Raw genomic sequence first — 25,958 nt, 5'->3', positions numbered from 1 at the left:
TTTATGGTCGCGCGCCCGGGAGTTAATGCATGGCACAAATAAAGCCTATTTTGTGCGACTGTTCAGCCGATTGGCATTTTGCCCCCTACGGATAATAGCGCTGACTCTCTTATCCGCAGGTTTTAGACATAGTGAGCGATCTGTATACCGCCGAAGGCGTGATGGACAAAAATTCTCTCTGGCTGCGCTATGTCCCCTTAGTGCGCCATGAGGCGTTGCGCCTGCAGGTCAGGTTGCCGGCCAGCGTGGAGCTTGACGATCTGCTGCAGGCGGGCGGAATCGGCTTGTTGAATGCCGTCGAGCGTTATGACGCCCTGCAGGGCACCGCCTTTACCACTTACGCGGTACAGCGCATCCGCGGCGCAATGCTCGATGAGCTGCGCAGCCGCGATTGGGTGCCGCGCAGCGTGCGTCGCCATGCGCGAGAAGTGGCGCAGGTGATGCGGCAACTGGAACAACGGCTCGGCCGCCCGGCGAGTGAAATGGAGGTCGCGCAGACGCTGAATATCCCACTGGATGAGTACCGTCAAATTCTGTTGGACACCAATAACAGCCAGCTTTTCTCCTACGACGAATGGCGCGAAGAGCATGGCGAAAGCGCGGAACCGCTGCTGGAAGGGCACGAAGAGACCAACCCGTTACATCATCTGCTGGAGGGTAACCTCCGCCAGCGGGTGATCGACGCCATCGAGGCGTTGCCGGAGCGCGAGAAAATGGTGCTGACGCTGTATTACCAGGAAGAGTTGAACCTCAAAGAGATCGGCGCCGTGCTGGAGGTGGGGGAGTCGCGCGTCAGCCAGCTGCACAGCCAGGCGATCAAGCGGCTTCGCGCCCGTCTGGCGGCCGAAAACTGAGGCGAATCGACCCTTATTCTTCAACCTGATTACCGTTGCGATAACCGGACAGCCCTAATGCCAGGAATATTATTGAAAAAGCGGCCGCTGAGCCGTTATTTGAAAGATTACAAACACAGCCAAACCCATTGCTCACAGTGCGGTAAGTTATTGGATCGCATGGCCCTGGTGTTCCGAGGCAAGATCATTAACAAAGACGCCATTGCACGCATGGACCAGCCGATCGACGATAATGTCTGGCTGAACGTGCAAAATGAGCTGACCGCTCTATGCCGTTTTTGCAGCGAGATTTCCTGCAACAGCCACCCGAGCTATTTCGATATTATGGCCTTCAAACAGTATCTGTTTGAGCAAACCGAGATGAACCACAGCACGATCCGCGAATACGTGGTGCGTTTGCGTCGGTTGGACGAAATGCTGGTGGCGCGCAACTATCCGGCGGACAAGTTCGCCAGCAGCAATAACCATCAGCGCATTATCGAAGATTTGCCCAGCGCCGCACACAATAATTACCGCATTGCCCTGCGTAAATACGACCAATATATCGCCTGGCAGAAGAGCTACTGATCCCGTCTCCCCGGCGCGCCGGCCGGGGGTTCAGCGCTTGGGGTATCATCAAAAAGAGTGATTATTCAGCCCACATCTGATAAATCTATGCTTTGGATGTTGATACCTGTTCCCTGGGGGACGTTGTGAATCTGCAACAGCAACTGGCGCAATTTCCGCGCCTCGATTTAGTCGGCTCTGCCACACCGCTCGAAAAACTGTCTCGCCTTTCAGACTACCTTGGCCGCGAAATTTACATCAAACGTGACGACGTCACGCCGATGGCGATGGGCGGTAACAAGCTGAGAAAACTGGAGTTCCTGGCTGCCGATGCCTTAAGGCAGGGCGCGGACACGCTGGTGACGGCAGGAGCTATCCAATCCAATCACGTACGCCAGACTGCGGCGGTCGCGGCCAAACTCGGCCTGCACTGCGTCGCATTGCTGGAAAATCCGATCGACACCCAAGCGGAAAATTATCTCACCAACGGCAACCGTCTGCTGCTCGGGCTGTTCAACGCCGAGGTCGTGATGTGCGAAGCGTTGCACGATCCGCAGCAGCAATTGGCCGACCTGGCGACGCGTCTCGAAGGGCAGGGTTTCCGGCCTTATGTGGTGCCGGTGGGCGGCTCCAACGCCTTGGGGGCGCTGGGTTACGTGCAGTGCGCGCTGGAAATTGCCGAACAGAGCCGGCGTAGCGGCGTCGCTTTCAGTTCAGTGCTGGTGGCTTCCGGCAGTGCCGGCACGCATGCCGGGTTGGCGGTCGGCCTGCAGCAACTGCTGCCGGAGACTGAGCTGATTGGCGTTACGGTTTCGCGAAAAGTGATCGACCAATTGCCCAAGGTTGAGCTGATTCAAAAAGCGCTGGCCTGCTCGTTAGGCATCGACGCTCTGGCGCCGATCCAACTGTGGGACGAGTATTTTGCGCCGCAGTATGGCATGCCTAACGAAGAGGGGACGGCGGCGGTGCAGCTGCTGGCGCAGCAGGAAGGGGTGTTGCTGGACCCGGTCTATACCGGCAAAGCGATGGCTGGCCTGATCGACGGCATTGCCCAGCAGCGTTTTTGCGACGATGGCCCGATACTGTTTATTCACACCGGCGGTGCGCCGGCGCTGTTTGCCTATCATCCGCAGGTGTGACGGCGGTTTGTTATTCCATTTTGAACTATATTTATAAAGTTATATGCTTTCCTGTAGCTTTAAGTGTTGTTAACATACTGATATTAAAAAGATAAACAATAGATGGGGTGTTTATGATCTTTTCCAAAGTTCGTCGTCAATTGCTGTTGGGCGTGATGACCGTTGCGCTGACCGCCGGTTTAAGCGCACAAACCTATGCCGCTGACAATCTGCTCCAGCAGGTCAAGCAGCGCGGTACGCTGATTGTCGGGCTGGAAGGCACCTATCCGCCATTCAGTTTCCAGGGCGAAGACGGGAAGCTGACCGGTTTCGAAGTGGATTTCGCCAACGCGCTGGCACAGCACATCGGCGTGAAGGCCAAGCTGAACCCGACCAAATGGGACGGTATGCTGGCATCGCTGGAATCGAAGCGCATCGACGTGGTGATCAACCAGGTGACGATTTCCGACGAGCGCAAGAAGAAATATGATTTCTCAACGCCTTATACCGTATCCGGTATTCAGGCGTTGGTGAAAAAGGGCAACGAGGGCACCATTGCCAAGCCGGACGATCTGAAGGGCAAGAAGGTCGGCGTAGGCCTGGGCACCAACTACGAGCAATGGTTGCGTGAAAACGTGCAGGGCGTCGACGTGCGCACCTATGATGATGACCCGACCAAGTACCAGGATCTGCGCGTTGGCCGTATCAACGCCATTCTGGTCGACCGTTTGGCGGCACTGGATCTGGTGAAGAAAACCGGCGATACGCTGGCGGTAGCCGGCCCGGCGTTCTCTCGTCAGGAGTCTGGCGTCGCGGTGCGTAAAAACAACCCGGAACTGTTGGCAGCGATTGACCAGGCGATTGCTGAGATGCAAAAAGACGGCACGATGGCGAAAATCTCCGAGAAATGGTTTGGCGCGGACGTAACTAAATAATGCACGAAAGTATTCAACTGGCGCTGGATTCAGCGCCATTTTTATTGAAGGGCGCGATACTTACCCTCCAGCTGAGTCTGGGGGGCATGGCGCTCGGTTTACTGCTTGGTTTTCTGCTGGCGCTGATGCGCCTTTCGCCGTTATGGCCGCTGTCGTGGCTGTCGCGCATTTATGTGTCGCTGTTTCGCGGTACGCCATTGATCGCCCAGTTATTCATGATTTATTACGGCCTGCCGCAGTTCGGCATCGAATTCGATCCCTTCCCGGCGGCGCTGATTGGCCTGTCGCTCAACACCGCGGCCTATACCTCGGAAACGCTGCGTGCGGCGATTTCGTCGATTGAAAAAGGGCAGTGGGAAGCCGCAGCCAGCATCGGCATGACGCGCTGGCAAACCTTGCGCCGGGTGATCCTGCCGCAGGCGGCGCGCACCGCCTTGCCGCCGCTGGGCAACAGTTTCATCGGCCTGGTGAAAGACACCTCGTTGGCGGCGACCATTCAGGTACCTGAGCTGTTCCGTCAGGCGCAGCTGATCACCTCGCGTACGCTGGAAGTGTTTACCATGTATCTGGCGGCATCGTTGATTTACTGGGTGATGGCGACCCTGCTTTCGGCATTGCAAAATCGCCTGGAAGCCCACGTTAACCGCCAGGATCAGGAGTAGCGCATGAGTGCCATCGAAGTGAAAAAACTGGTCAAGCAGTTCAACGGCCAAACGGTGCTGCATGGGATAGATCTGGAGGTTAACGCCGGTGAAGTGGTGGCGATTATCGGGCCGAGCGGTTCGGGGAAAACCACCTTGCTGCGCAGCATTAATCTGCTGGAGGTTCCGGATTCCGGCACCATTCGCGTCGGCGATATTCAGATCGACGGTTCAAAGCCGCTGAGCAAACAGAAAAAACAAGTGCGCGCGCTGCGCCAACAGGTAGGCTTCGTGTTCCAAAACTTCAACTTGTTTCCGCACCGTTCGGTGTTGGAGAACATTATTGAAGGCCCGGTCATCGTTAAGGGTGAGAGCAAAGCCAGCGCCGAACAGCGCGCCCGTGCCCTGCTGGCCAAAGTCGGGCTGAGCGGTAAAGAATCCGCTTATCCACGCCGGCTTTCCGGCGGCCAGCAGCAACGCGTGGCGATTGCCCGCGCGCTGGCGATGCAGCCGGAAGTGATCCTGTTTGATGAACCGACTTCCGCGCTCGATCCGGAGCTGGTGGGCGAGGTGCTCAACACCATTCGTTCGTTGGCGGAAGAGAAGCGCACCATGGTGATCGTGACGCATGAAATGAGCTTTGCCCGCGACGTTGCCGACCGCGCCATTTTTATGGACCACGGGCGCATCGTTGAACAGGGCCCGGCCAAAGCACTGTTCGCCAACCCGCAACACCAGCGCACTCAGCAATTCCTCGACAAGTTTTTGAATCAATGAGAAAGGGGGGCGTTTTGCCCCCTGACTCTCGACTAACCGACTTTCAATAATTCATTACGGGCGGCGGCGGCCAAAAAAGCGCTGCGGCTCCCATAGCCAGGATGCCGCTGCACCAGTGAATCGATGCGGTTCAGCAAGCGGTGCGGCAGGGTGATATTTATACGTTCCGCCCGCCCATCGAACTTATCCATATTGATATCGACCAGCAGCCACTGCCCGCCGTTCAGGGTGTCGTTTTGCTGCGCCAGATGGAAGGAAACGGCCTGTGGGCGCGGGATGGCCTGGTTGTCTTCGCTCAGCAGTTCGAAATGCGCGTCCAGCGCGCTTTTGGCGTCTTCAAAGGCGATATCGAGGGTATCGCCGGCAAAATAGCAACCCGGCACATCGGGGAAGAAACCGCTGGCGCTGCCGTCGTGGTCTGAATGTACATAAGCAGGGTAGAACATAATTTCTCCTGTTAACTCATGGTGCCGGGTCAGCACAGCCCGGCATCTTTCATGATTTGGCGCAGCGTTCCCGGCTTCAGATCTTTACGCGGGGGTGGAACGGTGATCACCAGACGGGATCTCGGGTGTTTAAACTGATGGTGGCTTCCCTTTATCCGCTCTAAAACCCAACCTTCCCGTTCTAACAGCCTGATCAGTTCTGCACTTTTCACGCGCTTATCACCTTTTATTGTACACACCATACACACAATGGCAATGAGAGGCTCAGGCTAGCCTGTCGTTTTTGCGCAGACAATAAAAAACCCTGCACGGATGCAGGGTTTGCGAGGCTGATAGCAGAGTGGATGACAAACGGCTGCAATCCCTCTTTAAAGGTTAACCGATGGTCATCAGGCTGGCGTTACCGCCGGCGGCGGCGGTGTTGACGCTGAGCGAACGTTCGATTAGCAGGCGTTCCAACAGGATGTTGGTTTCACCGTGGGCAAAGCCCTGCACCGAGACGATCGCGCCGCTGCGTTGGGCGATCTGCTCGCACAGGGTACGCAACTGATCGGCATCGCCGTGGTAAATGGCGGCGTCGAACGCCACCTTATCCTGCTGCCAGTCCTTGCTGAAGCTGATTTGTGCCTGAACTGCCGCCGGCAGGCGGCGGTATAGCGTGCGCTGCAATTCGGCTTCCGGCCACAGCACGCTGCTGCCAACCGCCAGCACGGCAGCCAGTTGAGTCAGCGCATCGGCTTCGTTGTCCGCCAGGCACAGCACGCGTTCGCGCGGCAGCAGGGCGTAGGTGTTGCGTTCGCCGGTCGGGCCCGGCAGCGGTCGAACGGTGCCGCCCTGGCCCAGCTCGGCGTAGCGTTGCGCCAACTGCACCAGATCGCTGTGTTTCTCGGCAACTGCCCACTGCTCGAGCGCCTGGTGGGCATTGAGCAGCAGCGGCCGCGCGGTGGCTTCCAGCGGGCGCTCGTCGTCCTGGCGGTTCAGGGTGCGCAGAACGGCGTCGTCCGGGCGGTTGGCCAGCAGGCGGTAGAGATACAGCGGGCCACCGGCTTTCGGGCCGGTGCCGGACAGGCCTTCGCCGCCGAAGGGTTGCACGCCGACGACCGCGCCAACCATATTGCGGTTAACGTACAGGTTGCCCACTTTGGCGCGTTCGGTGACGCGGGCGATGGTTTCATCGATACGGGTGTGAATGCCCAGCGTCAGGCCATAACCGGCGGCGTTGATCTGATCAACCAGCGACTCCAGATTGGCGCGCTGGAAGCGGACCACGTGCAGCACCGGGCCGAAGATCTCTTTTTGCAGCTCGTCGAAGCTGTCCAGTTCGATCAGCGTCGGCTTGATAAAGGTGCCGCGTGACCACTCTTTCTCATCCTGCGCATTGCCTTTCGCCGCCTGATAGACCTTGCGGCCCTTGGCGCGCATCGCCTGGATATGGCGTTCGATGCCGGTTTTGGCCTCGGCGTCGATCACCGGGCCGATGTCGGTAGACAGGCGTTCAGGGTTACCCATGCGGCATTCGGCCATCGCGCCGCGCAGCATTTGCAGCGTATGTTCCGCCACATCTTCCTGAATGCACAGGATGCGCAGCGCGGAACAGCGCTGACCGGCGCTGTCGAAGGCCGAAGCGACCACGTCCGTCACCACCTGTTCGGTCAGGGCGGAAGAGTCGACGATCATGGCGTTCAGGCCACCGGTTTCGGCAACCAATGGCGTTGGGCGGCCCTGCGGATCCAGACGACCGGCGACGCTGCGTTGCAGGATGCCTGCGACGTCGGTGGAGCCGGTAAACATCACGCCGCGCACGCGGGCGTCGTTGACCAGCACCGAGCCGACGCTCTCGCCCTGGCCCGGCAGCAGTTGCAGCACGCCTTGCGGAATACCGGCTTCCAGCAGAATGCGCACCGCCTGTGCGGCAATCAGCGGCGTTTGCTCGGCCGGTTTGGCCAGCACGCTGTTGCCTGCCGCCAATGCCGCGGCAATCTGGCCGGTGAAGATCGCCAGCGGGAAGTTCCACGGGCTGATACAGACCACCGGGCCCAGCGGGCGATGGCTGTCGTTGGCGAAGTCATCGCGCACCTGGCCGGCGTAGTAATGCAGGAAATCGACCGCTTCGCGCACTTCGGCGATGGCGTTGTTAAAGGTTTTGCCCGCTTCGCGCACCAGAATGCCCAACAGGCTTTGCAGTTGGCCTTCCATCAGTTCCGCAGCGCGCTCAAGAATGGCGGCGCGCTCGGATGGCGGGGTGGCAAACCAGATTGGGCCGGCGGCGGCGGCGGCGTCGAGCGCCCGGCTGACTTCCGCTTCGGTGGCTTCACGCACGTAACCGACCACATCGCCCGGCTCGGCCGGGTTAATCACCGGCTGTTCCACGCCCTGATCCAGCTCGGCGTCGATGATAGGTTCCGCACGCCATGGCTGGGTAGCGCTGGTGAGCAGCGCGCTGGACAGCGAGGCCAGACGTTGTTCGTTGGACAGATCCAGGCCGCTGGAGTTGATGCGCTTCTCGCCATACAGCTCACGCGGCAGCGGAATGCGCGGGTGCGGCAGACCAATCTGGCCTTCGCTGGCAGCCAGTGCCTCGACGGCGGTGACCGGATCGGCAACCAGTTCGTCGAGCGGCAGCGTGGCGTCGGCAATGCGGTTAACGAACGAGGTGTTGGCGCCGTTTTCCAGCAGGCGGCGCACCAGATAAGCCAGCAGCGTTTCATGGGTGCCGACCGGCGCATAGATGCGGCAAGGGCGGTTCAGTTTGCCGTCGGCCACTTTGCCCACCACTTGCTCATACAGCGGTTCTCCCATGCCGTGCAGGCATTGGAACTCATACTGACCCGGATAATAGTTGTTGCCTGCCAGATGATAGATCGCGCTCAATGTGTGGGCGTTATGGGTGGCGAACTGTGGGTAAATCAAATTTGGCACCGCCAGCAGTTTGCGGGCGCAGGCCAGGTAAGACACGTCGGTGTAGACCTTGCGGGTGTATACCGGATAGCCTTCCAGCCCGTCCATTTGGGCGCGTTTGATCTCGCTGTCCCAATAGGCGCCTTTCACCAGGCGGATCATCAGGCGGCGACGGCTGCGCTGCGCCATGTCGATAACCGCGTCGATAGCGAACGGGCAGCGTTTTTGATAAGCCTGGATCACGAAACCAATGCCATTCCAGCCGGCCAGTTGCGGTTCAAAGCACAGCTTCTCCAGCAGATCGAGCGAGATCTCCAGACGATCGGCTTCTTCGGCGTCGATGTTAATGCCGATGTCATACTGCCGTGCCTGCAGGGTCAACGACAGCAGGCGCGGGTAAAGCTCTTCCATTACGCGCTCGTACTGCGCGCGGCTGTAACGCGGGTGCAGGGCGGAGAGCTTGATCGAAATCCCCGGGCCTTCATAGATGCCGCGGCCGTTAGAGGCTTTGCCGATGGCGTGGATCGCCTGCTGGTAGGACACCAGATAGGCCTGGGCGTCGGCTTCGGTCAGCGCCGCTTCACCCAACATGTCATAGGAATAGCGGAAGCCTTTGTCTTCAAGCTTGCGCGCGTTGGCCAGCGCTTCGGCGATGGTTTCGCCGGTCACGAACTGCTCGCCCATCAGGCGCATCGCCATATCCACGCCTTTGCGGATCAAGGGTTCGCCGCTTTTGCCGATGATGCGGTTCAGCGAAAGGGACAGATTGGCTTCGTTATGGGTCGACACCAGCTTGCCGGTGAACAGCAGGCCCCAGGTGGCGGCGTTAACGAACAGCGACGGGCTGCGTCCGAGATGGGAATGCCAGTTGCCGTTGCTGATTTTATCGCGGATCAGCGCATCGCGAGTTGGCTTGTCCGGAATGCGCAGCAGGGCTTCCGCCAGGCACATCAGCGCTACGCCTTCCTGCGAGGAAAGCGAGAACTCTTGCAGCAGACCTTGCACCATGCCGGCGCGGCCGTTTGCACTCTTTTGGTTACGCAGCTTCTCGGCGATGTCGTAAGCCATCTTATGGGTGGCTTTGGCAAGATCGGCGGGTAATCGCGCCTGTTCGAGCAACATCGGCACCGCTTCGGTCTCCGGGCGGCGATAAGCGGCGGTAATGGCGGCCCGATTGACCGACTGAGGTAAAATTTGTTCTGCAAATTCAAGGAATGGCTGGTGGGACTCTTCCAGCGCTTGCGGCATAATGTCGTCCGCTTCGGCCTGGGCCGCGGCGGCAAGTGCCGGGATTTCAGGAATATCGGAACCGCTCTCGAGACGCTCGAGGTAATTGAAAATGGCCTGCTTGATGAGCCAGTGCGGCGTGCGATCGATACGCTGTGCCGCGTCTTTAATCCGGTCGCGTGTTGCCTCGTCGAGCTTCACGCCCATTGTGGTAGTGCCCATGCCAATCCAACTCCTGTGTTAAAGAACCTATCCCATCAGGCTATACAAACTACGGGCCACATAGGCTATTGGGATAGGTTCGTGTGTTATGCGGTGTGAAGAATGCAGACAATATCCAGCATGTTGCAACTTTGTGCAACCTTGTTAAATCAGGCCGATGAGCGAAGTGTGAGTTCCATCGATTTTTTAACATCGGCAACCGGCACGATTCTTGCTGGGTTCTTCGCCGGAGAACGCGCAGGTTTGATGCTTGAGGGAGTTATCCTCAGCAATACAAGGGATAAAGCTGGGGTTTTGGGAGGTGCAACTTGATTTAAGGCCGAAAGGTGCAACTGCAAAAACGGTTAAATGTGACGCAGGGTAAACTTTGTGTAACTTTGTTGTTAAATGTCTTGTTGGATAACGAACAGGTCATCTAGGATAGCCGGCGGTCAGACAATTGCGGGAGGAAACTATTTTCACTCGCGGCCTGTTCGTCATTTCGCCTCGTTCCGGCGGATCGGCAAGTAGCAAATATCGCAATACAGCGCGAAATAATAATGAGAGTGGAGAATTTCATGACAATGAGCACACCTATGCTGGTGACCTTCCTGGTGTATATCTTCGGGATGGTGTTAATCGGCTTGCTTGCCTACCGGGCAACCAATAACTTCGACGACTATATTCTGGGCGGCCGCAGCCTGGGCAGCGTAGTGACCGCGCTCTCTGCCGGCGCATCGGATATGAGCGGCTGGTTGCTGATGGGCCTGCCGGGCGCCATCTTCCTGTCCGGCATCTCGGAAAGCTGGATTGCCATTGGCCTGACGATCGGCGCTTACCTCAACTGGAAACTGGTGGCGGGGCGGCTGCGCGTACATACCGAAGCCAACAATAACGCCCTGACGCTGCCGGATTATTTCACCAGCCGCTTTGAAGACAAGAGCAAGTTGCTGCGGGTGATCTCCGCCATTGTCATCCTGGTGTTCTTCACCATCTACTGTGCCTCCGGCATCGTGGCCGGCGCGCGCCTGTTCGAAAGCACCTTTGGCATGAGCTACGAAACGGCGCTGTGGGCCGGTGCTGCTGCTACCATCCTTTATACCTTTATCGGCGGTTTCCTGGCGGTGAGCTGGACCGATACCGTGCAGGCCAGCCTGATGATTTTCGCGCTGATCCTGACGCCGGTATTCGTGATCCTGGCGGTAGGCGGCATCGATACTTCAATGCTGGTGATTGAAGCGAAGAGCCCGGCCAACATCGACATGCTGAAAGGCCTGAATTTCGTGGCTATCCTTTCGCTGCTGGGTTGGGGATTGGGTTACTTCGGCCAGCCGCACATCCTGGCGCGTTTCATGGCGGCGGATTCCCACCGCACCATCCGCAGCGCACGCCGCATCAGTATGACCTGGATGATCCTGTGCCTGGCGGGCACCATTGCCGTCGGTTTCTTCGGTATTGCCTACTTCGCCAACAACCCGGATCAGGCGGGTAACGTGTCGCAAAACGGCGAGCGCGTGTTTATCGAGCTGGCGATGATTTTGTTCAACCCGTGGGTGGCGGGCATTCTGCTGTCGGCGATCCTGGCGGCGGTGATGAGCACCCTGAGCTGCCAGCTGCTGGTCTGTTCAAGCGCGATTACCGAAGACCTGTACAAAGCTTTCCTGCGTAAGGGAGCCAGCCAACGTGAGCTGGTGTGGGTGGGGCGTATCATGGTGCTGGTCGTGGCGCTGGTGGCGATCGCGTTGGCCGCCAACCCGGAAAACCGCGTGCTGGGCCTGGTAAGCTATGCCTGGGCCGGCTTCGGCGCCGCCTTTGGCCCGGTAGTGCTGATCTCGGTGATGTGGTCACGCATGACCCGCAACGGCGCATTGGCCGGCATGCTGGTGGGTGCTGCGACGGTGATTGTCTGGAAACACTTCGCCTGGCTGGATCTGTATGAAATCATCCCGGGCTTCCTGTTTGGCTGCATCGCCATTGTCGTGGTGAGCCTGATGGGCCGTCAGCCGTCTGCCACCATGACCGAACGTTTCGTCAAGGCGGAAGCCGAGTTTAAAACGGTTTAACCCTCGCACCGCGAGTCTTAAAGGGCGCATTAAGCGCCCTTTGTCATTTTCACGTCCTCGCTGTGTCACCTGCCGGAAACACCTCGCGACATTTGATTAGAAAAAATCACCCTTGCTCCCCTTGTATTTCTTTTTGGCAGAATGATAATCACTATCGTTGTGTTTTACTTTTCTTTACATTAGCGCTGCGGCCATTCCTGGCGTGCGGACGCTTCGCGGCGAAAGCCTTTTTAGGGGTTATTACTTATGTTTGTTCCCTTCCTTATCATGTTCCGCGAGGGGCTGGAAGCTGCGCTGATCGTCAGCCTGATCGCCAGCTACCTGAAACGCACCCAACGCGGCCAATGGCTAGGCGTGGTGTGGATAGGGGTGATTGTCGCGGCGGCCCTGTGCCTGGCGCTCGGCATCTTCATTAATGAAACCACCGGCGAATTCCCGCAGAAACAGCAGGAGCTGTTCGAAGGCATCGTCGCGGTGATTGCGGTGTTGATCCTCACCTATATGGTGTTCTGGATGCGTAAGGTCTCCAAATCGGTCAAGGTGCATCTGGAAGGCGCCATCGACAGCGCGCTCAATTCCGGCAAGGGGCAGGGCTGGGCACTGGTGGCGATGGTGTTCTTCGCCGTGGCCCGCGAAGGGCTGGAGTCGGTGTTTTTCCTGTTGGCGGCTTTCCAGCAGGACGTTGGCGTTGAAGCGCCGATTGGCGCGGTGCTCGGCCTGGTCGCCGCCATCGTGCTCGGCATGGCTCTCTATTGGGGCGGCGTGAAGCTGCACCTGGCCAAATTCTTCAAATGGACCAGCCTGTTCATCCTGTTCGTTGCCGCCGGCCTGGCAGCCGGGGCGATCCGCGCTTTCCACGAGGCCGGGCTGTGGAACCATTTCCAGGATATCGCCTTTGATCTCAGCAACCATCTGTCTACCCATTCGCTGTTCGGCACCCTGCTCGAAGGCATCTTCGGTTATCAGGAAGCGCCGACGGTGAGCGAAGTGGCGGTCTATTTCCTGTATCTGATCCCGGCGCTGATTTTCTTTTTCCTGCCGCAGCGTGCGGAACCGGCAGCGGTTTCGGCGCAACGTAAAATCAATCACTAATTTAATAGGGAATCTTGTATGTCTACTCCGTTATTTCGCCGCAAGGCGCTGCACGCAGCATTACTGGCTATCCCGGCGTTCGCGCTGAGCATCGATGCCCTGGCGGCGGACGTGCCGCAGGTGAAGATTACCGTTAACGACAAGCAGTGCGAGCCGATGCAACTGACCGTGCCGGCCGGGAAAACCCAGTTTGTGGTGCACAATACCAGCCAGAAAAACGTGGAATGGGAAATCCTGAAAGGGGTGATGGTGGTGGAGGAGCGCGAAAACATCGCGCCGGGCTTTACCCAAAAGATGACCGCCAATCTGGAAGCGGGCGAATACGATATGACCTGCGGGCTGCTGAGCAACCCGAAAGGCAAACTGACCGTGACGGCGGGGGCGGCTGCCGATGGCAAACCTAACGCGCTGGATCTGGTTGGGCCGATTGCCGAGTACAAGGTTTACGTCACCAAAGAAGTGGAAGGGCTGGTCAAGCAGACCAAGCTGTTCACCGACGCGATAAAAGCCGGCGATGTCGCGCAAGCGCGCAAACTGTATGCGCCGACCCGCCAGCACTACGAGCGTATCGAGCCGATCGCCGAGCTGTTCTCCGATCTGGACGGCAGCATTGACGCCCGTGAAGACGATTACGAGAAGAAAGCCGAAGATCCGAACTTCACCGGTTTCCACCGTCTGGAGAAAGCGCTGTTTGCCGACAACACCACCAAAGACATGAGCAAATACGCCGATCGCCTGTACAAGGATACCCTTGAGCTGCAAAAGCGCGTGAACGATCTGACCTTCCCGCCGAGCAAGGTGGTGGGTGGCGCGGCCGGCCTGATCGAGGAAGTGGCGGCGAGCAAAATCAGCGGTGAAGAAGACCGTTACAGCCGTACCGACCTGTGGGATTTCCAGGCCAACGTCGACGGTGCGCAAAAAATCGTTAACCTGCTGCGCCCGCTGCTGGTTAAGGCCAACAAACCCTTGCTTGACAAGATTGACGCCAACTTCAAAACCGTTGATGGCATTTTGGCAAAATACAAAACCAAAGACGGCTATGAGTCTTACGAGAAGCTGACCGACGCCGATCGTAATGCTATGAAAGGGCCGATCACTACCCTGGCGGAAGACCTGTCACAACTGCGTGGCGTATTGGGTCTGGATTGAGGCAAGCACTATGAGTAACAAGATCGGCCCGGGTAACGGGCCGCATCCGCAATCAACAGGCGCGGCGTCACCGTCGCGCCGTCGTTTGCTGCAGGGTTTGGGGCTGGGCGTTCTGGCGCTGGGCGGCAGCCGCTTGGCGCAGGCAACGGAGAAGGGCGCCGATGCGCCGGCGACGCCGCAGGATGAGCGCTGGCAGAAACAGCCGTTCTATGGCGCGCATCAGGGCGGGATCCTCACCGCGCAGCAGGCGGCGATGATGCTGGTGGCTTTTGACGTGCTGGCAAGCAACAAGCAGGATCTGGAGCGCCTGTTCCGGTTGCTGACTAACCGCATTGCGTTTCTGACCAGCGGCGGCAAGGCGCCGGAGGTTGATCCCAAGCTGCCGCCGCTTGATTCGGGCATCATGGGGCCGGAGATTTACCCGGACAACCTGACCATCACGGTTTCAGTGGGCACTTCGCTGTTTGACGAACGTTTTGGCCTGCAGGCGCAAAAACCGCTGCGGCTGCAAAAGATGACGCGCTTTCCCAATGACTCGCTGGACGCCAGCCTGTGTCATGGCGATCTGGTGTTGCAAATTTGCGCCAACACCAATGAAACCGCTCTCCACGCGCTGCGCGATATCATCAAGCACTCGCCGGACTTGCTTAGCGTGCGCTGGAAGCGGGAAGGCTTTATTTCCGCCCATGCCGCGCGCAGCAAAGGCAAAGAAACGCCGATCAACCTGCTGGGCTTTAAAGACGGCACTGCCAACCCGAAAACCGACGACAAGCCGTTGATGGACCAGGTGGTGTGGGTGGCGGACAACGCCGGGGAACCTGCCTGGGCGGTAGGCGGCAGCTATCAGGCGCTGCGGATTATCCGTTTCCACGTCGAATTCTGGGACCGTACGCCGTTGCAGGAACAGCAAACCATCTTCGGCCGTGAAAAGCACAGCGGCGCGCCGCTCGGCATGAAGCATGAGCACGACGAGCCGGACTACGCCAAAGATCCCGAGGGCAAAACCATCCCGATGGATGCGCATATCCGCCTGGCGAACCCGCGCACTCCGCAGACCCAGAGCAATCTGTTACTGCGCCGCGGTTACAGCTATTCGATCGGCGTGTCCAATTCCGGCCAGCTGGAAATGGGGCTGCTGTTCGTCTGTTATCAGGCCGATCTGGAGAAAGGCTTCCTGACGGTGCAAAAACGCCTGAACGGTGAGGCGCTGGAAGAGTACGTGAAGCCGATTGGCGGCGGATACTTCTTTGCGCTGCCGGGGGTGAAAGACGGCAATGATTACCTTGGCAGCGGTTTGCTGAAAGCGTAGTCAATATTCAATCTGGCGGGGTTCCCCCGCCTTTTTTCATCGACCCTCCGCACCGAACCGATATTCATTTAAATATTCAGTGGCCTTGCGCAACCGGAAGTCCGGGTTTTTAATTATGGCCATAGCCAAAATAATTGGAGTTGCATCACGGCGGTAAGGCCGTTCAATCCCCTGGAGCTTAATAAGCCAAGTGACTGGGGTGCGCGGGTGCAACCCGCACAGATGCGGCTTCAAGTCTGACGGATATAACTGTTTTCATTTGTTTGTTAAAAGCATTAACATACCAGCCATTTTGTTCCAGACGGTTCAGATTTCCCGATCCCTTTAACGGCATTCTCCTGATGAAAAACACCCGTAAAAACACGCTGGCTTCCGCCATCGTTATTCCCGCCTTATTGCCCCTTTCATTCTGCTATGCGCAGGACAAAGACGGGGAGCAGACTATGGTGGTGACCGCCAAACGCAGCGGCCTTTCCGAGTTGTCGACGCCCGCCGCCGTCAGCGTGGTGAACGGCGACCAAATCCGTGATGCCAAGCCGCAGATCAACCTGTCGGAAAGCCTGGGCAGCGTGCCGGGTTTGCAAATTCAGAACCGCCAGAACTATGCGCAAGATTTGCAGTTATCGGTACGGGGCTTTGGCGCACGCTCTATGTATGGCGTGCGCGGCGTGCGGATTTATGTGGATGGCATTCCGGCCACCATGCCGGATGGGCAGGGGCAAACCTCCAATATCGACCTGAACTCGGTCGACAAGGTGGAAGTGCTGCGCGGGCCGTTTTCCGCGCTTTACGGCAATTCCTCCGGCGGTATGGTGAATGTGGAAACCGAAACCGGCCAACAGCCCAATCGCCTTGAGGCGAGCAGCTACTTCGGCAGCTACGGCACCTGGCGCTATGGTGTCAAAGCCAGCGGGGCGACCGGGGATGGCAGCCATGCCGGCGACGTTAACTACACCATTTCCGGCACCCGTTTTACCACCCAAGGGTTCCGCGACCACAGCGGCGCGCAAAAAAACCTCGGCAATGCCAAGCTGGGCGTGCGTATCGACGATGTCAGCACGCTGACGCTGCTGTTCAACAGCGTGGATATCAATGCCAACGATCCCGGCGGCCTGACGTCTGCCGAATGGCACGACAACCCACGCCAGGCGCCGCGAGCCGATCAATACAATACGCGCAAAACCACCTCGCAGACCCAGGCCGGATTGCACTATGAGCGCCAGATGGGGGCTAATGATGATCTGAGCATCATGATGTACGTCGGCGAGCGCGAAACCACGCAATACCAGTCGATCCCGGTCGCGGTACAGCAGCGCAGCGCGCAGCACCCGGGCGGGGTGATTGACCTGACGCGTCATTATCAGGGGATTGATACGCGCTGGACCCACCGTGGCGAACTGGTGGCGGTGCCTTACACCCTGACCGGCGGTCTGGACTATGAAACCATGACCGAACAGCGCAAAGGGTATGAAAACTTTACCCAGTCCAACGGCGTGACCGAACTGGGCACCCAGGGCGCGCTGCGCCGCAACGAGCGCAACCTGATGTGGAATGTGGATCCTTATCTGCAAACCTCATGGCAACTGACTCAGCAACTGACGCTGGATGCCGGTGCGCGTTACAGCACCGTCAATTTTGATTCCAACGATCACTACGTCACCGGCAGCAATGGCGATGACAGCGGCAGCGCCAGCTACCATCAGTGGTTGCCGGCCGGCTCGCTCAATTATGCCGTCAGCCGCGGCTGGAATCTGTACTTGTCCGCCGGGCGCGGTTTCGAAACCCCGACCATCAACGAGTTGTCCTATCGCCCCGGCGACCAAAGCGGGCTCAATTTCGGCCTGAAACCGGCCACCAGCGATACGGTGGAGTTTGGCAGCAAAACGCGTATCGGCAACGGGTTGTTGACCGCCGCCGTTTTCCAGACCGACACCAAGAATGAAATTGTCGTCGATGAGAGCAGCAACGGGCGCACCAGCTACAAAAACGCCGGGCAAACCCGTCGGCGCGGGCTGGAGTTGGCGCTGGACCAGCAGTTTGCCTACGACTGGCGGCTGCAATTGGCCTGGACGCTGCTGGACGCGCGCTATCGGGATGACGTGTGCGGCGACAGCCAGTGTTCGGCGGATAATAAGGTGCCGAGCGGCAACCGCATGCCGGGCATTGCGCGCAACATGGGGTTCGCCTCTTTCGCCTGGGCCCCGCCTGAAGGCTGGTATGCCGGCGCGGAGGTGCGCTACATGAGCGACATCGAGGTGAATGATGAAAACACCGAGCAGGCGCCGTCCTATACCACCCTGGGGTTGAATACCGGCTACCGCTATCCGGTAGGGAACTGGATGCTTAACGTTTTCGGCCGCGTGGACAACCTGTTTGACCGCCAATATGTTGGCTCGGTCATCGTCAATGAAGGCAACGGCCGTTATTACGAACCGGCGCCGGGCAGGAACTGGGGCGGCGGCGTGAGCGTCTCTTATTCCTTCGAGTAAAGGCGCTTTCGGCCCAGCCTTGGGCGCGTATACCTGGTACTTCAGGGCGGGAGATTCCCGCCTTTTTTATTAATGAAGTACTGCGCCAGGGGAAAGGTGTGCCGCTGACATTGCGGATAAAACCGCGTTTTTGTTTGTGCAAAATTTAATCAGGAAACCAAAATGTCATCCGCCTTTTTTAATCATAACTATTTGATCTGGCTGGGTGATAAAATTTCTCTGGAATGGCGTAAACAGCGTGATATAGTGTTCTGGCGCTATCTGAAAACAAAAAAGATTAAACTTTTTTACATTTTAGTAACGCTACGGGTTTGAATGTCATTATACTGTAATCATCTGGCGGTAGTTTTCACAAGGTGCACAGCGGAAGCTGTAAATAACACTGCGGGGATCGCTAATGGTAAAGTCCTTGGTTGGGCTGGAAAGAAAAAACAATACACCTTCTCTGATTTCTCGTTGTAACGAGGGTTCTCTCTCCGACTCTCTTTTCCTGGCAACTCCGCATTTTCGGCATGACAAATTCTTGTCACTTTTTACTCCACAATTAATTACGCAATCGCGTTCTCCCGTGAACAAACGGTGCGCTACAACGCCCGCGTATTCACTTCGTCTATTGGCTTTTATTGGCTCTAAAGGAAGCCAAAACCTAATCCGTGTGTGAAACATAATCGCGCGGCCAGGCCGCTGCGGTAGGTGAAACAAACTGTAAGGTGCCACTATGAGACAAAAAGCAGTGATCAAAGCACGTCGTGAAGCGAAACGCGTTATTCGTCGTGACGCTCGTAGTCATCGCCAGCTGGAAGAAGAGTCCGTAACCTCGCTGGTACAAATGGGTGGAGTTGAGTCTATCGGCATGGCGCGAGACAAGCGCGATAGCTCTCCCATCGAGGCTAGAACCGAAGCTCAGGGTCATTACTTAATCGCCATAGATAAAAAGCAGTTGATATTTGCCACCGGTGAAGCCGGCTGCGGCAAAACATTCATCAGCGCCGCCAAGGCGGCAGAAGCCCTTATACATAAAGAAGTGGATCGGATTATTGTTACGCGTCCGGTTTTGCAGGCGGATGAAGACCTCGGTTTCTTGCCCGGGGATATTTCTGAGAAGTTCGCCCCTTATTTCCGTCCGGTGTATGACATTCTGGTGCGCCGTTTGGGATCGTCCTTTATGCAATACTGCCTGCGCCCGGAAATCGGCAAGGTAGAGATCGCGCCTTTCGCCTACATGCGCGGGCGTACCTTCGAAAATGCGGTCGTTATCCTGGATGAAGCCCAGAACGTCACCGCCAGCCAGATGAAGATGTTCCTGACCCGTTTGGGTGAGAACGTAACGGTAATCGTCAATGGTGACGTAACCCAGTGCGATTTACCGCGCGGCGTGAAGTCCGGCCTCAGCGATGCGATGGAGCGCTTCGAGGAGGATGAAATGATCGGCATCATCCGCTTTGATAAACAAGACTGCGTCCGCTCCGCCCTGTGCCAGCGCACGCTCAACGCCTACAGTTAACCTGCCTGCTACGACGAGGCCGCTTCGGCGGCCTTTTTCTTTTCTGCCGCTCATCCACGCCTGTTTACCCTCCGTGTAAATTATTGTAGGTTTTTGTATGGATTTTCGTTGTATTAGCGTTAATGATTAGTGGTGTTCCAAATGGCTGCCAGCCTTTACCTGGCAAAAGGAAGTAATTGCGTTGTGCGCCGGTTTGGCGCACAGGTGTTGGGCTTCTCACAGTGGTTCAGTCATGAAATATATTATTTTAATCTTATTTATTTTATGTGTGGTCTATATCCATTATCGCGGCCGGGTGCGTTATACCTTCTGGCGGCAGCTTTCCGATCATTCCACTTTTACCGCGCCGCTAAACGTTTTTATGTATCTGTTTTCACGCGCGCCGATAACGCCTTATCTGCAACCGGAGCAATTCCCCGAGCTGGCGGTATTGCGGGAGAATTGGCAAACCATCCGCGACGAAGGGCAGCAGCTGATGGCAATCCAGCAAATCAAGGCCTCGGATCAATTCAACGATGCCGGCTTCAACTCGTTCTTCAAAACCGGCTGGAAGCGTTTCTATTTGAAATGGTATGAAGACAACCATCCGTCGGCGATGAGCCTGTGCCCACAGACCACTGCGCTGCTGCGCGGCCTGCCTTCGGTCAAAGCGGCGATGTTTGCCGAACTGCCGGACGGCAGCCGCCTGCCGCGCCACCGCGATCCCTACGCCGGTTCGCTGCGTTACCATCTGGGGTTGATTACGCCCAATGACGATCGCTGTTTTATTGAAGTCGACGGCGAACGTTACAGCTGGCGTGACGGTGAAGGGGTGATGTTTGATGAAACCTACCTGCATTACGCCGAAAACCAGAGCGGGCAAAACCGGTTGATTCTGTTTTGCGATATCGAGCGGCCGATGCGTTATCGCTGGGCGCAGAGCGTCAACCACTGGCTGGGGCGCAACCTGATGAGTGCGGCCACTGCGCCAAACGAAGAGGGCGATCGTACCGGCGGCGTTAACAAGCTGTTCAAGTATATTTATGCGGTGCGCAAAGTGGGGAAACGGTTAAAGGCGTGGAACCGCACCGGTTATTACATCATTAAATGGATTCTGTTTGGCGGGATCGCGGCGGGCATTTTCTTCGCGGTATAAATCCTGGCGGTGCAAGGCGGCATAAGAAGAGGGGCGCAGAGTGCGCCCCTCGGTCATTCAGGAAAAGATGGTCATCATGTAGGCGGCAAACAGCGCCAGGTGCGCGGTACCGTTCAGCACGTTGGTGCGGCCGGTGGAGAACGACAGCTGGCACAACAGCAGAACCGTCAACATCACCACGATATGCGGCGTCTGCAGGCCGAAGATCAGCGTCTGGCCGGTGAGGGTGGCGATGATGGTTACCGCCGGCACCGTCAGGGAAATGGTCGCCAATACCGAGCCGAAGAACAGGTTCATGGCGCGCTGCACCTGATTGTTCAACACCGCCCGCAGGGCACCCAGACCTTCCGGCGACAGGATCAGCAGCGCCACCAGGAAACCGGTAAACTGCGCCGGGGCATTCACTTTGGTCAGTAAGCCTTCCAGCGGGTTGGCATTGAATTTGGTCACCGCGATCACGGCAATCAGGTGCACGACCAGCCAGGCCGCATGCCAGGCGCTGCTGTGTGAGGAAGGTTTGCCGTGGTGCGGGTCACCGTCGTCATCTTCATGCTCGTACACGAACAGGCTCTGGTGGGTTTTGGTCTGGATCACCAGGAACACGCCATACATTGCCGCGGAAATCACCGCGACCAACAACGCCTGACCGGTGCTGAAGTTACCGCCCGGCAGCGCGCTCGGGAACACCAGAACGATGATCGCCAGCGGGAAAATGGCCATCAGATACTGTTTGATGCCGCCGAGGTTAACGTACTGAGTGGCGAACTTGCGCCCGCCGAGCAGCAGCGCAACGCCTACCAGCCCGGCGGTGACGATCATGATGATGGAATAAAGCGTATCGCGCATCAGCGCAGGGGCCGCGTCGCCGGTCGCCATCAGCGCTGAAATCAGGCTCACTTCGAGAATAACGACCGACAGGCTGAGGATCAGCGAGCCGTAGGGTTCCCCCAAACGATGAGCCAGCACGTCCGCATGGCGCACCACGCTGAAGGCGCTGCTGAGAATACCGATCAGGGCGATGACGTTAATGCCGACGATCAAGGGAAAGTTGCTGGTGCTGCCCCACAGATTCAGCACTACCAGGGCGGCGATCGGGAAAATCAGCGAGTACTCGGTGTGGCGGGATTTGGATCGGCCAGGATCGTGTTGCGACTTCATTTTGATGGTACTCCTTCTCAAACAGCGTGGACCCGTCATCGCTGACTGCCGCAGTACGGCAACTCGCGTATCCAGAATGTCTACCCGCCGCCTTTCACGCTGCCGCATTGTTGGCGGCAGTTTGAAATCCATTGGGTATATTTATATTTAATAATAATAGGATACACCCGGTGTCTTGTATCGGGTAATGATGTGATGTTGTGTTACTCGAAAAGCAATTGCTTGCTTTATTCCCTTCATCTTTCAAGCCGCATCTTGGTTGGCTGCGTGTTCTCACACGAATCACTGACTGAGTAAGCTCAGCGGGCCTCGTTCACTTGCCGCCGCGATGCCACTCGAATTAATTTGGGAATATGTGACAAGATTAACAAAAAAACCGCATGGGATGCGGTTTTATTTACTTACTTTTACGTAGTGAGTCCAGTTTTCTGCATCAGTGGCGCGTAAATTGCAGTTACCCACGCATTGCATGGTTAATAAAGGAGAAAATTCCCATTAGTCGTCAATATTATCCATGATTTCATGCCGTTTATTATGATAACCCTCTTCATTTAGCCCCTCACGCCAGTAAGGTACGGCATAAAGCTGATTACGATCACATTGACGATCGCGGCGCAGGTAACGGCGCAGCTCGACCACCAGGCGATCTTCACCCGCCAGCCAGAACTGGGTTGCGGCCTGCGGCAGGGGTAATGCGCAAAACCGGGTGATCAGCTCCGGCGTTTTCTCGGTGCCGCCGATAATCCAATTCAGCTCGATGGCGGCAGGTTTTTTCAGGCTGATAACGTCGGCGGCGGTATCCACGCGGATAAAAGCATGGCCTTCGCTGCTAGCCGGCAGCTGTTCCAGTAACGCCGCCAGCGCGGGCAAAGACGAAGGGTCTCCGGCCAGGCAGTAGAAATCGGCCGGCGGCAGCATCGGCTTGGGGCCGCCAGGGTTGCTGATACCGATTTTATCGCCTGCTTTAGCCTGGCGCGCAAAGTTGACCGCCGGGCCGCTATGGTCGTGGATGGCGAATTCGATGTCGATCTCGGCCAGTTCCGGGCGCACGGCGCGCACCGAATAGGTGCGGATAATCGGGCGCACCGCATCCTCCGCCCAAACCGGGCCGTTAGCGGTCAACGTTGGGAGATCCGGTTGCCGTTGGCCTGCGAGCGGCAGGAAAACCTTGATGTGCGCGGCAGCGGCTTGCGCCGGGTAATGGCGCAGGTCTGGCGCGCTAAAGGTGATGCGGCGCAAATGTGGCGTAATGTCACGGACAGCGGCGACTTCAATCAGGTAAGGCGCGCGTGAGCGGGGGGCATCGGTATTCACGGTGATCTCCTTATGTTCGTTTGGCGCCGAGTATATCATGTCATTTGATAATGAGAATCGTTTGCTGGTTGAGGTCGCCGACGGTATTGGCTAGGCTTATAAGCTCATATGTCGTTACGGGAGACAAATCATGCCGTATAAAAGTAAGAGCGCCTTACCTGACAATGTGAAAAATGTGCTGCCGGATCATGCACAAGAGATCTATAAGGAAGCGTTTAACAGCGCCTGGGATCAATATCGGGATCCGGATGACCGCCGCGGCGATGACAGCCGCGAAGAAACGGCGCATAAAGTCGCCTGGGCGGCGGTGAAGCAGAGCTATCGCAAAGGCGAGGACGATCGTTGGCACAAAAAGTAACCTTAAATCCCGGCATAAGGTGCCGGGAAAATCACGATATCTGCATACCTAAGCATGCAGCTAATATTATTGCTCTCGCGTACAAATACTTTTTCACTTTATCAACGTTTTGAAACTTGATTGCGGATCGAGAAAAGAATAAGGTCATTATTATCGTGGAGTGACTATAGCCTTCATACTTGAAACTGCATCGGTTTGGCTGCGTTAGCGCACCCCAGTCACTTAGTTTTCTAAGCTCCCGGGGATTTAGGATTTTGCCGTCTTGATGCAGTTCCAATTATTTTGGGCTTATTGAATTAATAAAATTCCGCATCCAATAAATAAAAAATCCAGAGAACGCAGTGGCGAGGGAGTATGAGTAGCCTATTCCCAGGAGGTTGTTAAGGTGTTGACGCGAGATTTTCTGCAAAAGGCAGATTGCAAAACAGCATTCGGCACAATTGAGGAGTCGCTGTTACTGACATCAGAGCAGCGTGCGGCCTCGCTGAATTGTACTTTATCCCGTCGCCCGGATAACAGCCCGGTGTGGATATTCGGTTATGGCTCGCTGATGTGGAACCCGGTATTCGAATCTGAAGAGGTTCGTCCGGCTACGCTGCAGGGGTGGCACCGCGCGTTTTGCCTGCGGTTAACCGCCGGGCGCGGCACCCTGCATCAGCCAGGGCGCATGCTGGCGCTGAAAGAGGGCGGCCATACTACCGGGCTGGCGTTCCGCCTGCCGGAAGAGAAGCTGCGCGAAGAGCTGGAACTGCTGTGGAAACGTGAAATGGTGACCGGCTGTTATCTGCCGACCTGGTGCGATCTCCAGCTTGCCGACGGCGAAGTGGTCACCGCGCTGGTATTCGTGATGAACCCGCAGCACCCGCTGTTTGAAGAAGACACCAGCCATCAGGTGATAGCGCCTCTGATCGCCAGCGCCAGCGGGCCGTTGGGCACCAACGCCCAATACCTGTTTGCGCTGGATAACGAGCTGAAAAATCACGGCATGAAAGATGACTGCATCGGCGATTTGGTCAACTACGTGCAGCAGTGGCTGCAACAGAACACGTCCGGCCCTATTGGCGGCGAAGCGACCGCCTGATCTCGCGACCGAAACATCCTTTCCAAACGGGCTCTGCGTGCAGGGCCCTTTTTTATATATCCAATGCCTATATTTAATAACTTTATTTTGCAGGAATATCTAATCCACAACTAATGAGTGGTTTTATATCTTGTTGATTTTAAATTGGTTGGTTATTTTCATTTGAAGAAACAGTTAATTCACAGCCATGAAAAATCCACTTAGTATTAAAATGCATAAGTAAAGGTTATTTCTTATTTGTTCCCTCCCGGCAGACTCAGTATCACTGTGGCTAACACTATTGCTCGACAGGGGGGAAGGGATGAACTTTCAACAACTAAAAATTATTCGTGAATCGGCGCGTTGCAACTACAACCTGACCGAGGTCGCCAACACGTTATTTACCTCGCAATCTGGGGTTAGCCGTCATATTCGTGAACTGGAAGAAGAGCTGGGCATTGAGATATTTATCCGCCGCGGGAAGCGTTTATTGGGCATGACCGAACCGGGTAAAGAGTTGCTGGTGGTGGCGGAGCGCATCCTGAATGACGCCAATAATATCCGCCGCCTGGCAGACGTATTCAGCAGCAACGACTCCGGCCAGTTGCATATCGCCACCACTCACACTCAGGCACGTTACAGCCTGCCGGGAGTGATTAAAGAGTTCCGTGCGTTATATCCGCGGGTGAGAGTGGTGTTGAACCAGGGTAGCCCGGAGGAGATTGTCGCCATGCTGGCCTCCGGCGAAGCCGATATCGGTATTGCCAGCGAACGGCTGATGAGCGACGAATCCTTGGCGGCCTTTCCCTACTACCGCTGGCATCACACCATTTTGGTGCCGGAAGGGCATGAACTGACCCGCCAGCCACAGGTCACGCTGGAGATGCTCAGTACCCTGCCGCTGATCACCTATCGGCAGGGCATCACCGGCCGTTCGAAGCTGGATGCCGCTTTCAAGGCGGCGGGGCTGACGCCGGACATCGCATTGAGCGCGCAGGATTCCGACGTGATTAAAACCTATGTCGAGTTGGGGCTGGGGGTTGGCGTATTGGCGGATATGTCGTACGAGAAAGAGCGCGATCGCGGGCTGGTCAGCCTCAATGCCGAACACCTGTTCGAACCCAATACCGTGTGGCTGGGGTTGAAACGCAGCCAGTTACAACGTAACTATGCCTGGCGGTTTATCCAGCTGTGCAACCCGACTCTGTCACTGACCGAAATCAAGGACAAGGTGTTTTCCTCACAGTTGGATGCGGTGATCGATTACCAGATTTGACCCGGCGGGGAACATAAAAAGCCGGGCAGATTGCCTAATGCCGGTCAGTTAAGCCTGACTGGCATTTTTTTATCCCCTCTCTGTGCAGGAAACATTGCCGTCAATATCCCGGATTTCTCTGCTGCCGCAATGAACGGCAATGGGCGGAGCCGTAGGCGTGGCCCAGACGTTTCATTTGATCATCCCGGGCCTTGACTGGCCGTACGCTAATCGCAGGCAAGGGGCAACGCAACGCGTTGTTTTTTCATATGCGTATCATCATGCAAGAGAAGTCATTGGCGACAAAATTCGCGCACGCCATTGCGGGGCACGCCGCACAACTTAGCCTGCTTAATAATCAAAATCTCATCTATAGATATAAAAAGAATATCTATAGTTATTTAAGTACCTTCGTCTGCCGAATGCACT

22 protein-coding genes are annotated in these 25,958 nt (G+C 56.7%); 17 read left to right on the top strand and 5 right to left on the bottom strand.

Features of this window, described 5'->3' with window-relative positions:
* The first annotated feature begins 131 nt into the window (after positions 1 to 131).
* The 6 genes from JK621_RS13575 to tcyN all read left to right on the top strand — a co-directional run bounded on the left by JK621_RS13575 (position 132) and on the right by tcyN (position 4,871).
* Positions 132 to 854, top strand: a complete 723-nt coding sequence (locus JK621_RS13575; protein WP_212556452.1) for an RNA polymerase sigma factor FliA — start codon at positions 132 to 134, stop codon at positions 852 to 854.
* Positions 855 to 911: 57 nt separating this feature from the next.
* Positions 912 to 1,421 (top strand): flagella biosynthesis regulatory protein FliZ, encoded by a 510-nt coding sequence (gene fliZ / locus JK621_RS13570; RefSeq protein WP_212556451.1) that lies wholly within the window; start codon positions 912 to 914, stop codon positions 1,419 to 1,421.
* A 125-nt stretch (positions 1,422 to 1,546) separates the two neighbouring features.
* Complete coding sequence (locus tag JK621_RS13565; protein ID WP_126528272.1) at positions 1,547 to 2,539, top strand: D-cysteine desulfhydrase; 993 nt, start codon at positions 1,547 to 1,549, stop codon at positions 2,537 to 2,539.
* A 113-nt stretch (positions 2,540 to 2,652) separates the two neighbouring features.
* Positions 2,653 to 3,453: a cystine ABC transporter substrate-binding protein gene (gene tcyJ, locus JK621_RS13560; RefSeq protein WP_212556450.1), complete on the top strand. Its 801-nt coding sequence runs from the start codon at positions 2,653 to 2,655 to the stop codon at positions 3,451 to 3,453.
* The gene (tcyL, locus tag JK621_RS13555; protein ID WP_013813459.1) at positions 3,453 to 4,115 is read left to right on the top strand and encodes a cystine ABC transporter permease; all 663 of its coding nucleotides are present in this window, start codon (positions 3,453 to 3,455) and stop codon (positions 4,113 to 4,115) included. Before tcyJ ends, tcyL begins: the two co-directional genes overlap by 1 nt.
* Before the next feature lie 3 nt (positions 4,116 to 4,118).
* The gene (gene tcyN, locus JK621_RS13550; RefSeq protein ID WP_212556449.1) at positions 4,119 to 4,871 is read left to right on the top strand and encodes an L-cystine ABC transporter ATP-binding protein TcyN; all 753 of its coding nucleotides are present in this window, start codon (positions 4,119 to 4,121) and stop codon (positions 4,869 to 4,871) included.
* A 32-nt stretch (positions 4,872 to 4,903) separates the two neighbouring features.
* Here tcyN and JK621_RS13545 read toward each other — a convergent pair whose 3' ends face one another.
* The 3 genes from JK621_RS13545 to putA all read right to left on the bottom strand — a co-directional run bounded on the left by JK621_RS13545 (position 4,904) and on the right by putA (position 9,664).
* The gene (locus tag JK621_RS13545; protein ID WP_212556448.1) at positions 4,904 to 5,317 is read right to left on the bottom strand and encodes a type II toxin-antitoxin system HicB family antitoxin; all 414 of its coding nucleotides are present in this window, start codon (positions 5,315 to 5,317) and stop codon (positions 4,904 to 4,906) included.
* Between the two features lie 29 nt (positions 5,318 to 5,346).
* A complete protein-coding gene (locus tag JK621_RS13540; protein WP_212556447.1) occupies positions 5,347 to 5,529 on the bottom strand; it encodes a type II toxin-antitoxin system HicA family toxin in 183 nt (60 codons plus the stop codon).
* A 163-nt stretch (positions 5,530 to 5,692) separates the two neighbouring features.
* On the bottom strand, positions 5,693 to 9,664 hold the full coding sequence (putA, locus tag JK621_RS13535) for a trifunctional transcriptional regulator/proline dehydrogenase/L-glutamate gamma-semialdehyde dehydrogenase (RefSeq protein ID WP_212556446.1): 3,972 nt from the start codon (positions 9,662 to 9,664) through the stop codon (positions 5,693 to 5,695).
* A 102-nt stretch (positions 9,665 to 9,766) separates the two neighbouring features.
* Between putA and JK621_RS13530 the strand changes: the two genes are divergently transcribed.
* The 8 genes from JK621_RS13530 (at position 9,767) to lpxO (ending at position 20,384) form a co-directional block, all read left to right on the top strand.
* Positions 9,767 to 9,976: a hypothetical protein gene (locus tag JK621_RS13530; RefSeq protein WP_212556445.1), complete on the top strand. Its 210-nt coding sequence runs from the start codon at positions 9,767 to 9,769 to the stop codon at positions 9,974 to 9,976.
* Positions 9,977 to 10,221: 245 nt separating this feature from the next.
* Positions 10,222 to 11,706 carry a sodium/proline symporter PutP gene (putP, locus tag JK621_RS13525; protein ID WP_212556444.1) on the top strand — a complete coding sequence of 495 codons (1,485 nt, stop codon included), beginning with the start codon at positions 10,222 to 10,224 and terminating at the stop codon, positions 11,704 to 11,706.
* Between the two features lie 246 nt (positions 11,707 to 11,952).
* A complete protein-coding gene (gene efeU, locus JK621_RS13520) occupies positions 11,953 to 12,798 on the top strand; it encodes an iron uptake transporter permease EfeU (RefSeq protein ID WP_212556443.1) in 846 nt (281 codons plus the stop codon).
* An 18-nt stretch (positions 12,799 to 12,816) separates the two neighbouring features.
* Positions 12,817 to 13,947: an iron uptake system protein EfeO gene (efeO, locus tag JK621_RS13515; RefSeq protein WP_212556442.1), complete on the top strand. Its 1,131-nt coding sequence runs from the start codon at positions 12,817 to 12,819 to the stop codon at positions 13,945 to 13,947.
* A 10-nt stretch (positions 13,948 to 13,957) separates the two neighbouring features.
* On the top strand, positions 13,958 to 15,256 hold the full coding sequence (efeB, locus tag JK621_RS13510) for an iron uptake transporter deferrochelatase/peroxidase subunit (protein ID WP_212556441.1): 1,299 nt from the start codon (positions 13,958 to 13,960) through the stop codon (positions 15,254 to 15,256).
* A 341-nt stretch (positions 15,257 to 15,597) separates the two neighbouring features.
* Entirely contained in the window at positions 15,598 to 17,745 is a 2,148-nt protein-coding gene (gene pqqU, locus JK621_RS13505; RefSeq protein WP_212556440.1) for a TonB-dependent receptor PqqU, read from the top strand.
* Positions 17,746 to 18,463: 718 nt separating this feature from the next.
* On the top strand, positions 18,464 to 19,249 hold the full coding sequence (phoH, locus tag JK621_RS13500; protein ID WP_004945903.1) for a phosphate starvation-inducible protein PhoH: 786 nt from the start codon (positions 18,464 to 18,466) through the stop codon (positions 19,247 to 19,249).
* Positions 19,250 to 19,481: 232 nt separating this feature from the next.
* The gene (lpxO, locus tag JK621_RS13495; protein ID WP_212556439.1) at positions 19,482 to 20,384 is read left to right on the top strand and encodes a lipid A hydroxylase LpxO; all 903 of its coding nucleotides are present in this window, start codon (positions 19,482 to 19,484) and stop codon (positions 20,382 to 20,384) included.
* 57 nt (positions 20,385 to 20,441) lie between these two features.
* Here the strand turns inward: lpxO and chaA are convergent, their stop codons facing one another.
* On the bottom strand, positions 20,442 to 21,542 hold the full coding sequence (gene chaA / locus JK621_RS13490; RefSeq protein ID WP_212556438.1) for a sodium-potassium/proton antiporter ChaA: 1,101 nt from the start codon (positions 21,540 to 21,542) through the stop codon (positions 20,442 to 20,444).
* Between the two features lie 495 nt (positions 21,543 to 22,037).
* On the bottom strand, positions 22,038 to 22,856 hold the full coding sequence (locus tag JK621_RS13485; protein ID WP_212556437.1) for a siderophore-interacting protein: 819 nt from the start codon (positions 22,854 to 22,856) through the stop codon (positions 22,038 to 22,040).
* 130 nt (positions 22,857 to 22,986) lie between these two features.
* Between JK621_RS13485 and chaB the strand changes: the two genes are divergently transcribed.
* The 3 genes from chaB (at position 22,987) to cbl (ending at position 25,550) form a co-directional block, all read left to right on the top strand.
* Positions 22,987 to 23,214 carry a putative cation transport regulator ChaB gene (gene chaB / locus JK621_RS13480; protein WP_212556436.1) on the top strand — a complete coding sequence of 76 codons (228 nt, stop codon included), beginning with the start codon at positions 22,987 to 22,989 and terminating at the stop codon, positions 23,212 to 23,214.
* A 385-nt stretch (positions 23,215 to 23,599) separates the two neighbouring features.
* Positions 23,600 to 24,295 (top strand): gamma-glutamylcyclotransferase, encoded by a 696-nt coding sequence (locus JK621_RS13475; protein ID WP_062871160.1) that lies wholly within the window; start codon positions 23,600 to 23,602, stop codon positions 24,293 to 24,295.
* Positions 24,296 to 24,596: 301 nt separating this feature from the next.
* Positions 24,597 to 25,550: an HTH-type transcriptional regulator Cbl gene (gene cbl, locus JK621_RS13470; RefSeq protein WP_212556435.1), complete on the top strand. Its 954-nt coding sequence runs from the start codon at positions 24,597 to 24,599 to the stop codon at positions 25,548 to 25,550.
* The last annotated feature ends 408 nt before the right edge of the window (positions 25,551 to 25,958 follow it).

Origin of the sequence: Serratia plymuthica, from assembly GCF_018336935.1 — a bacterium.
Classification (GTDB): domain Bacteria; phylum Pseudomonadota; class Gammaproteobacteria; order Enterobacterales; family Enterobacteriaceae; genus Serratia; species Serratia plymuthica_B.
Note: the sequence above shows the minus strand (reverse complement) of the source record. Positions and strands in the feature narration are given on the sequence as shown.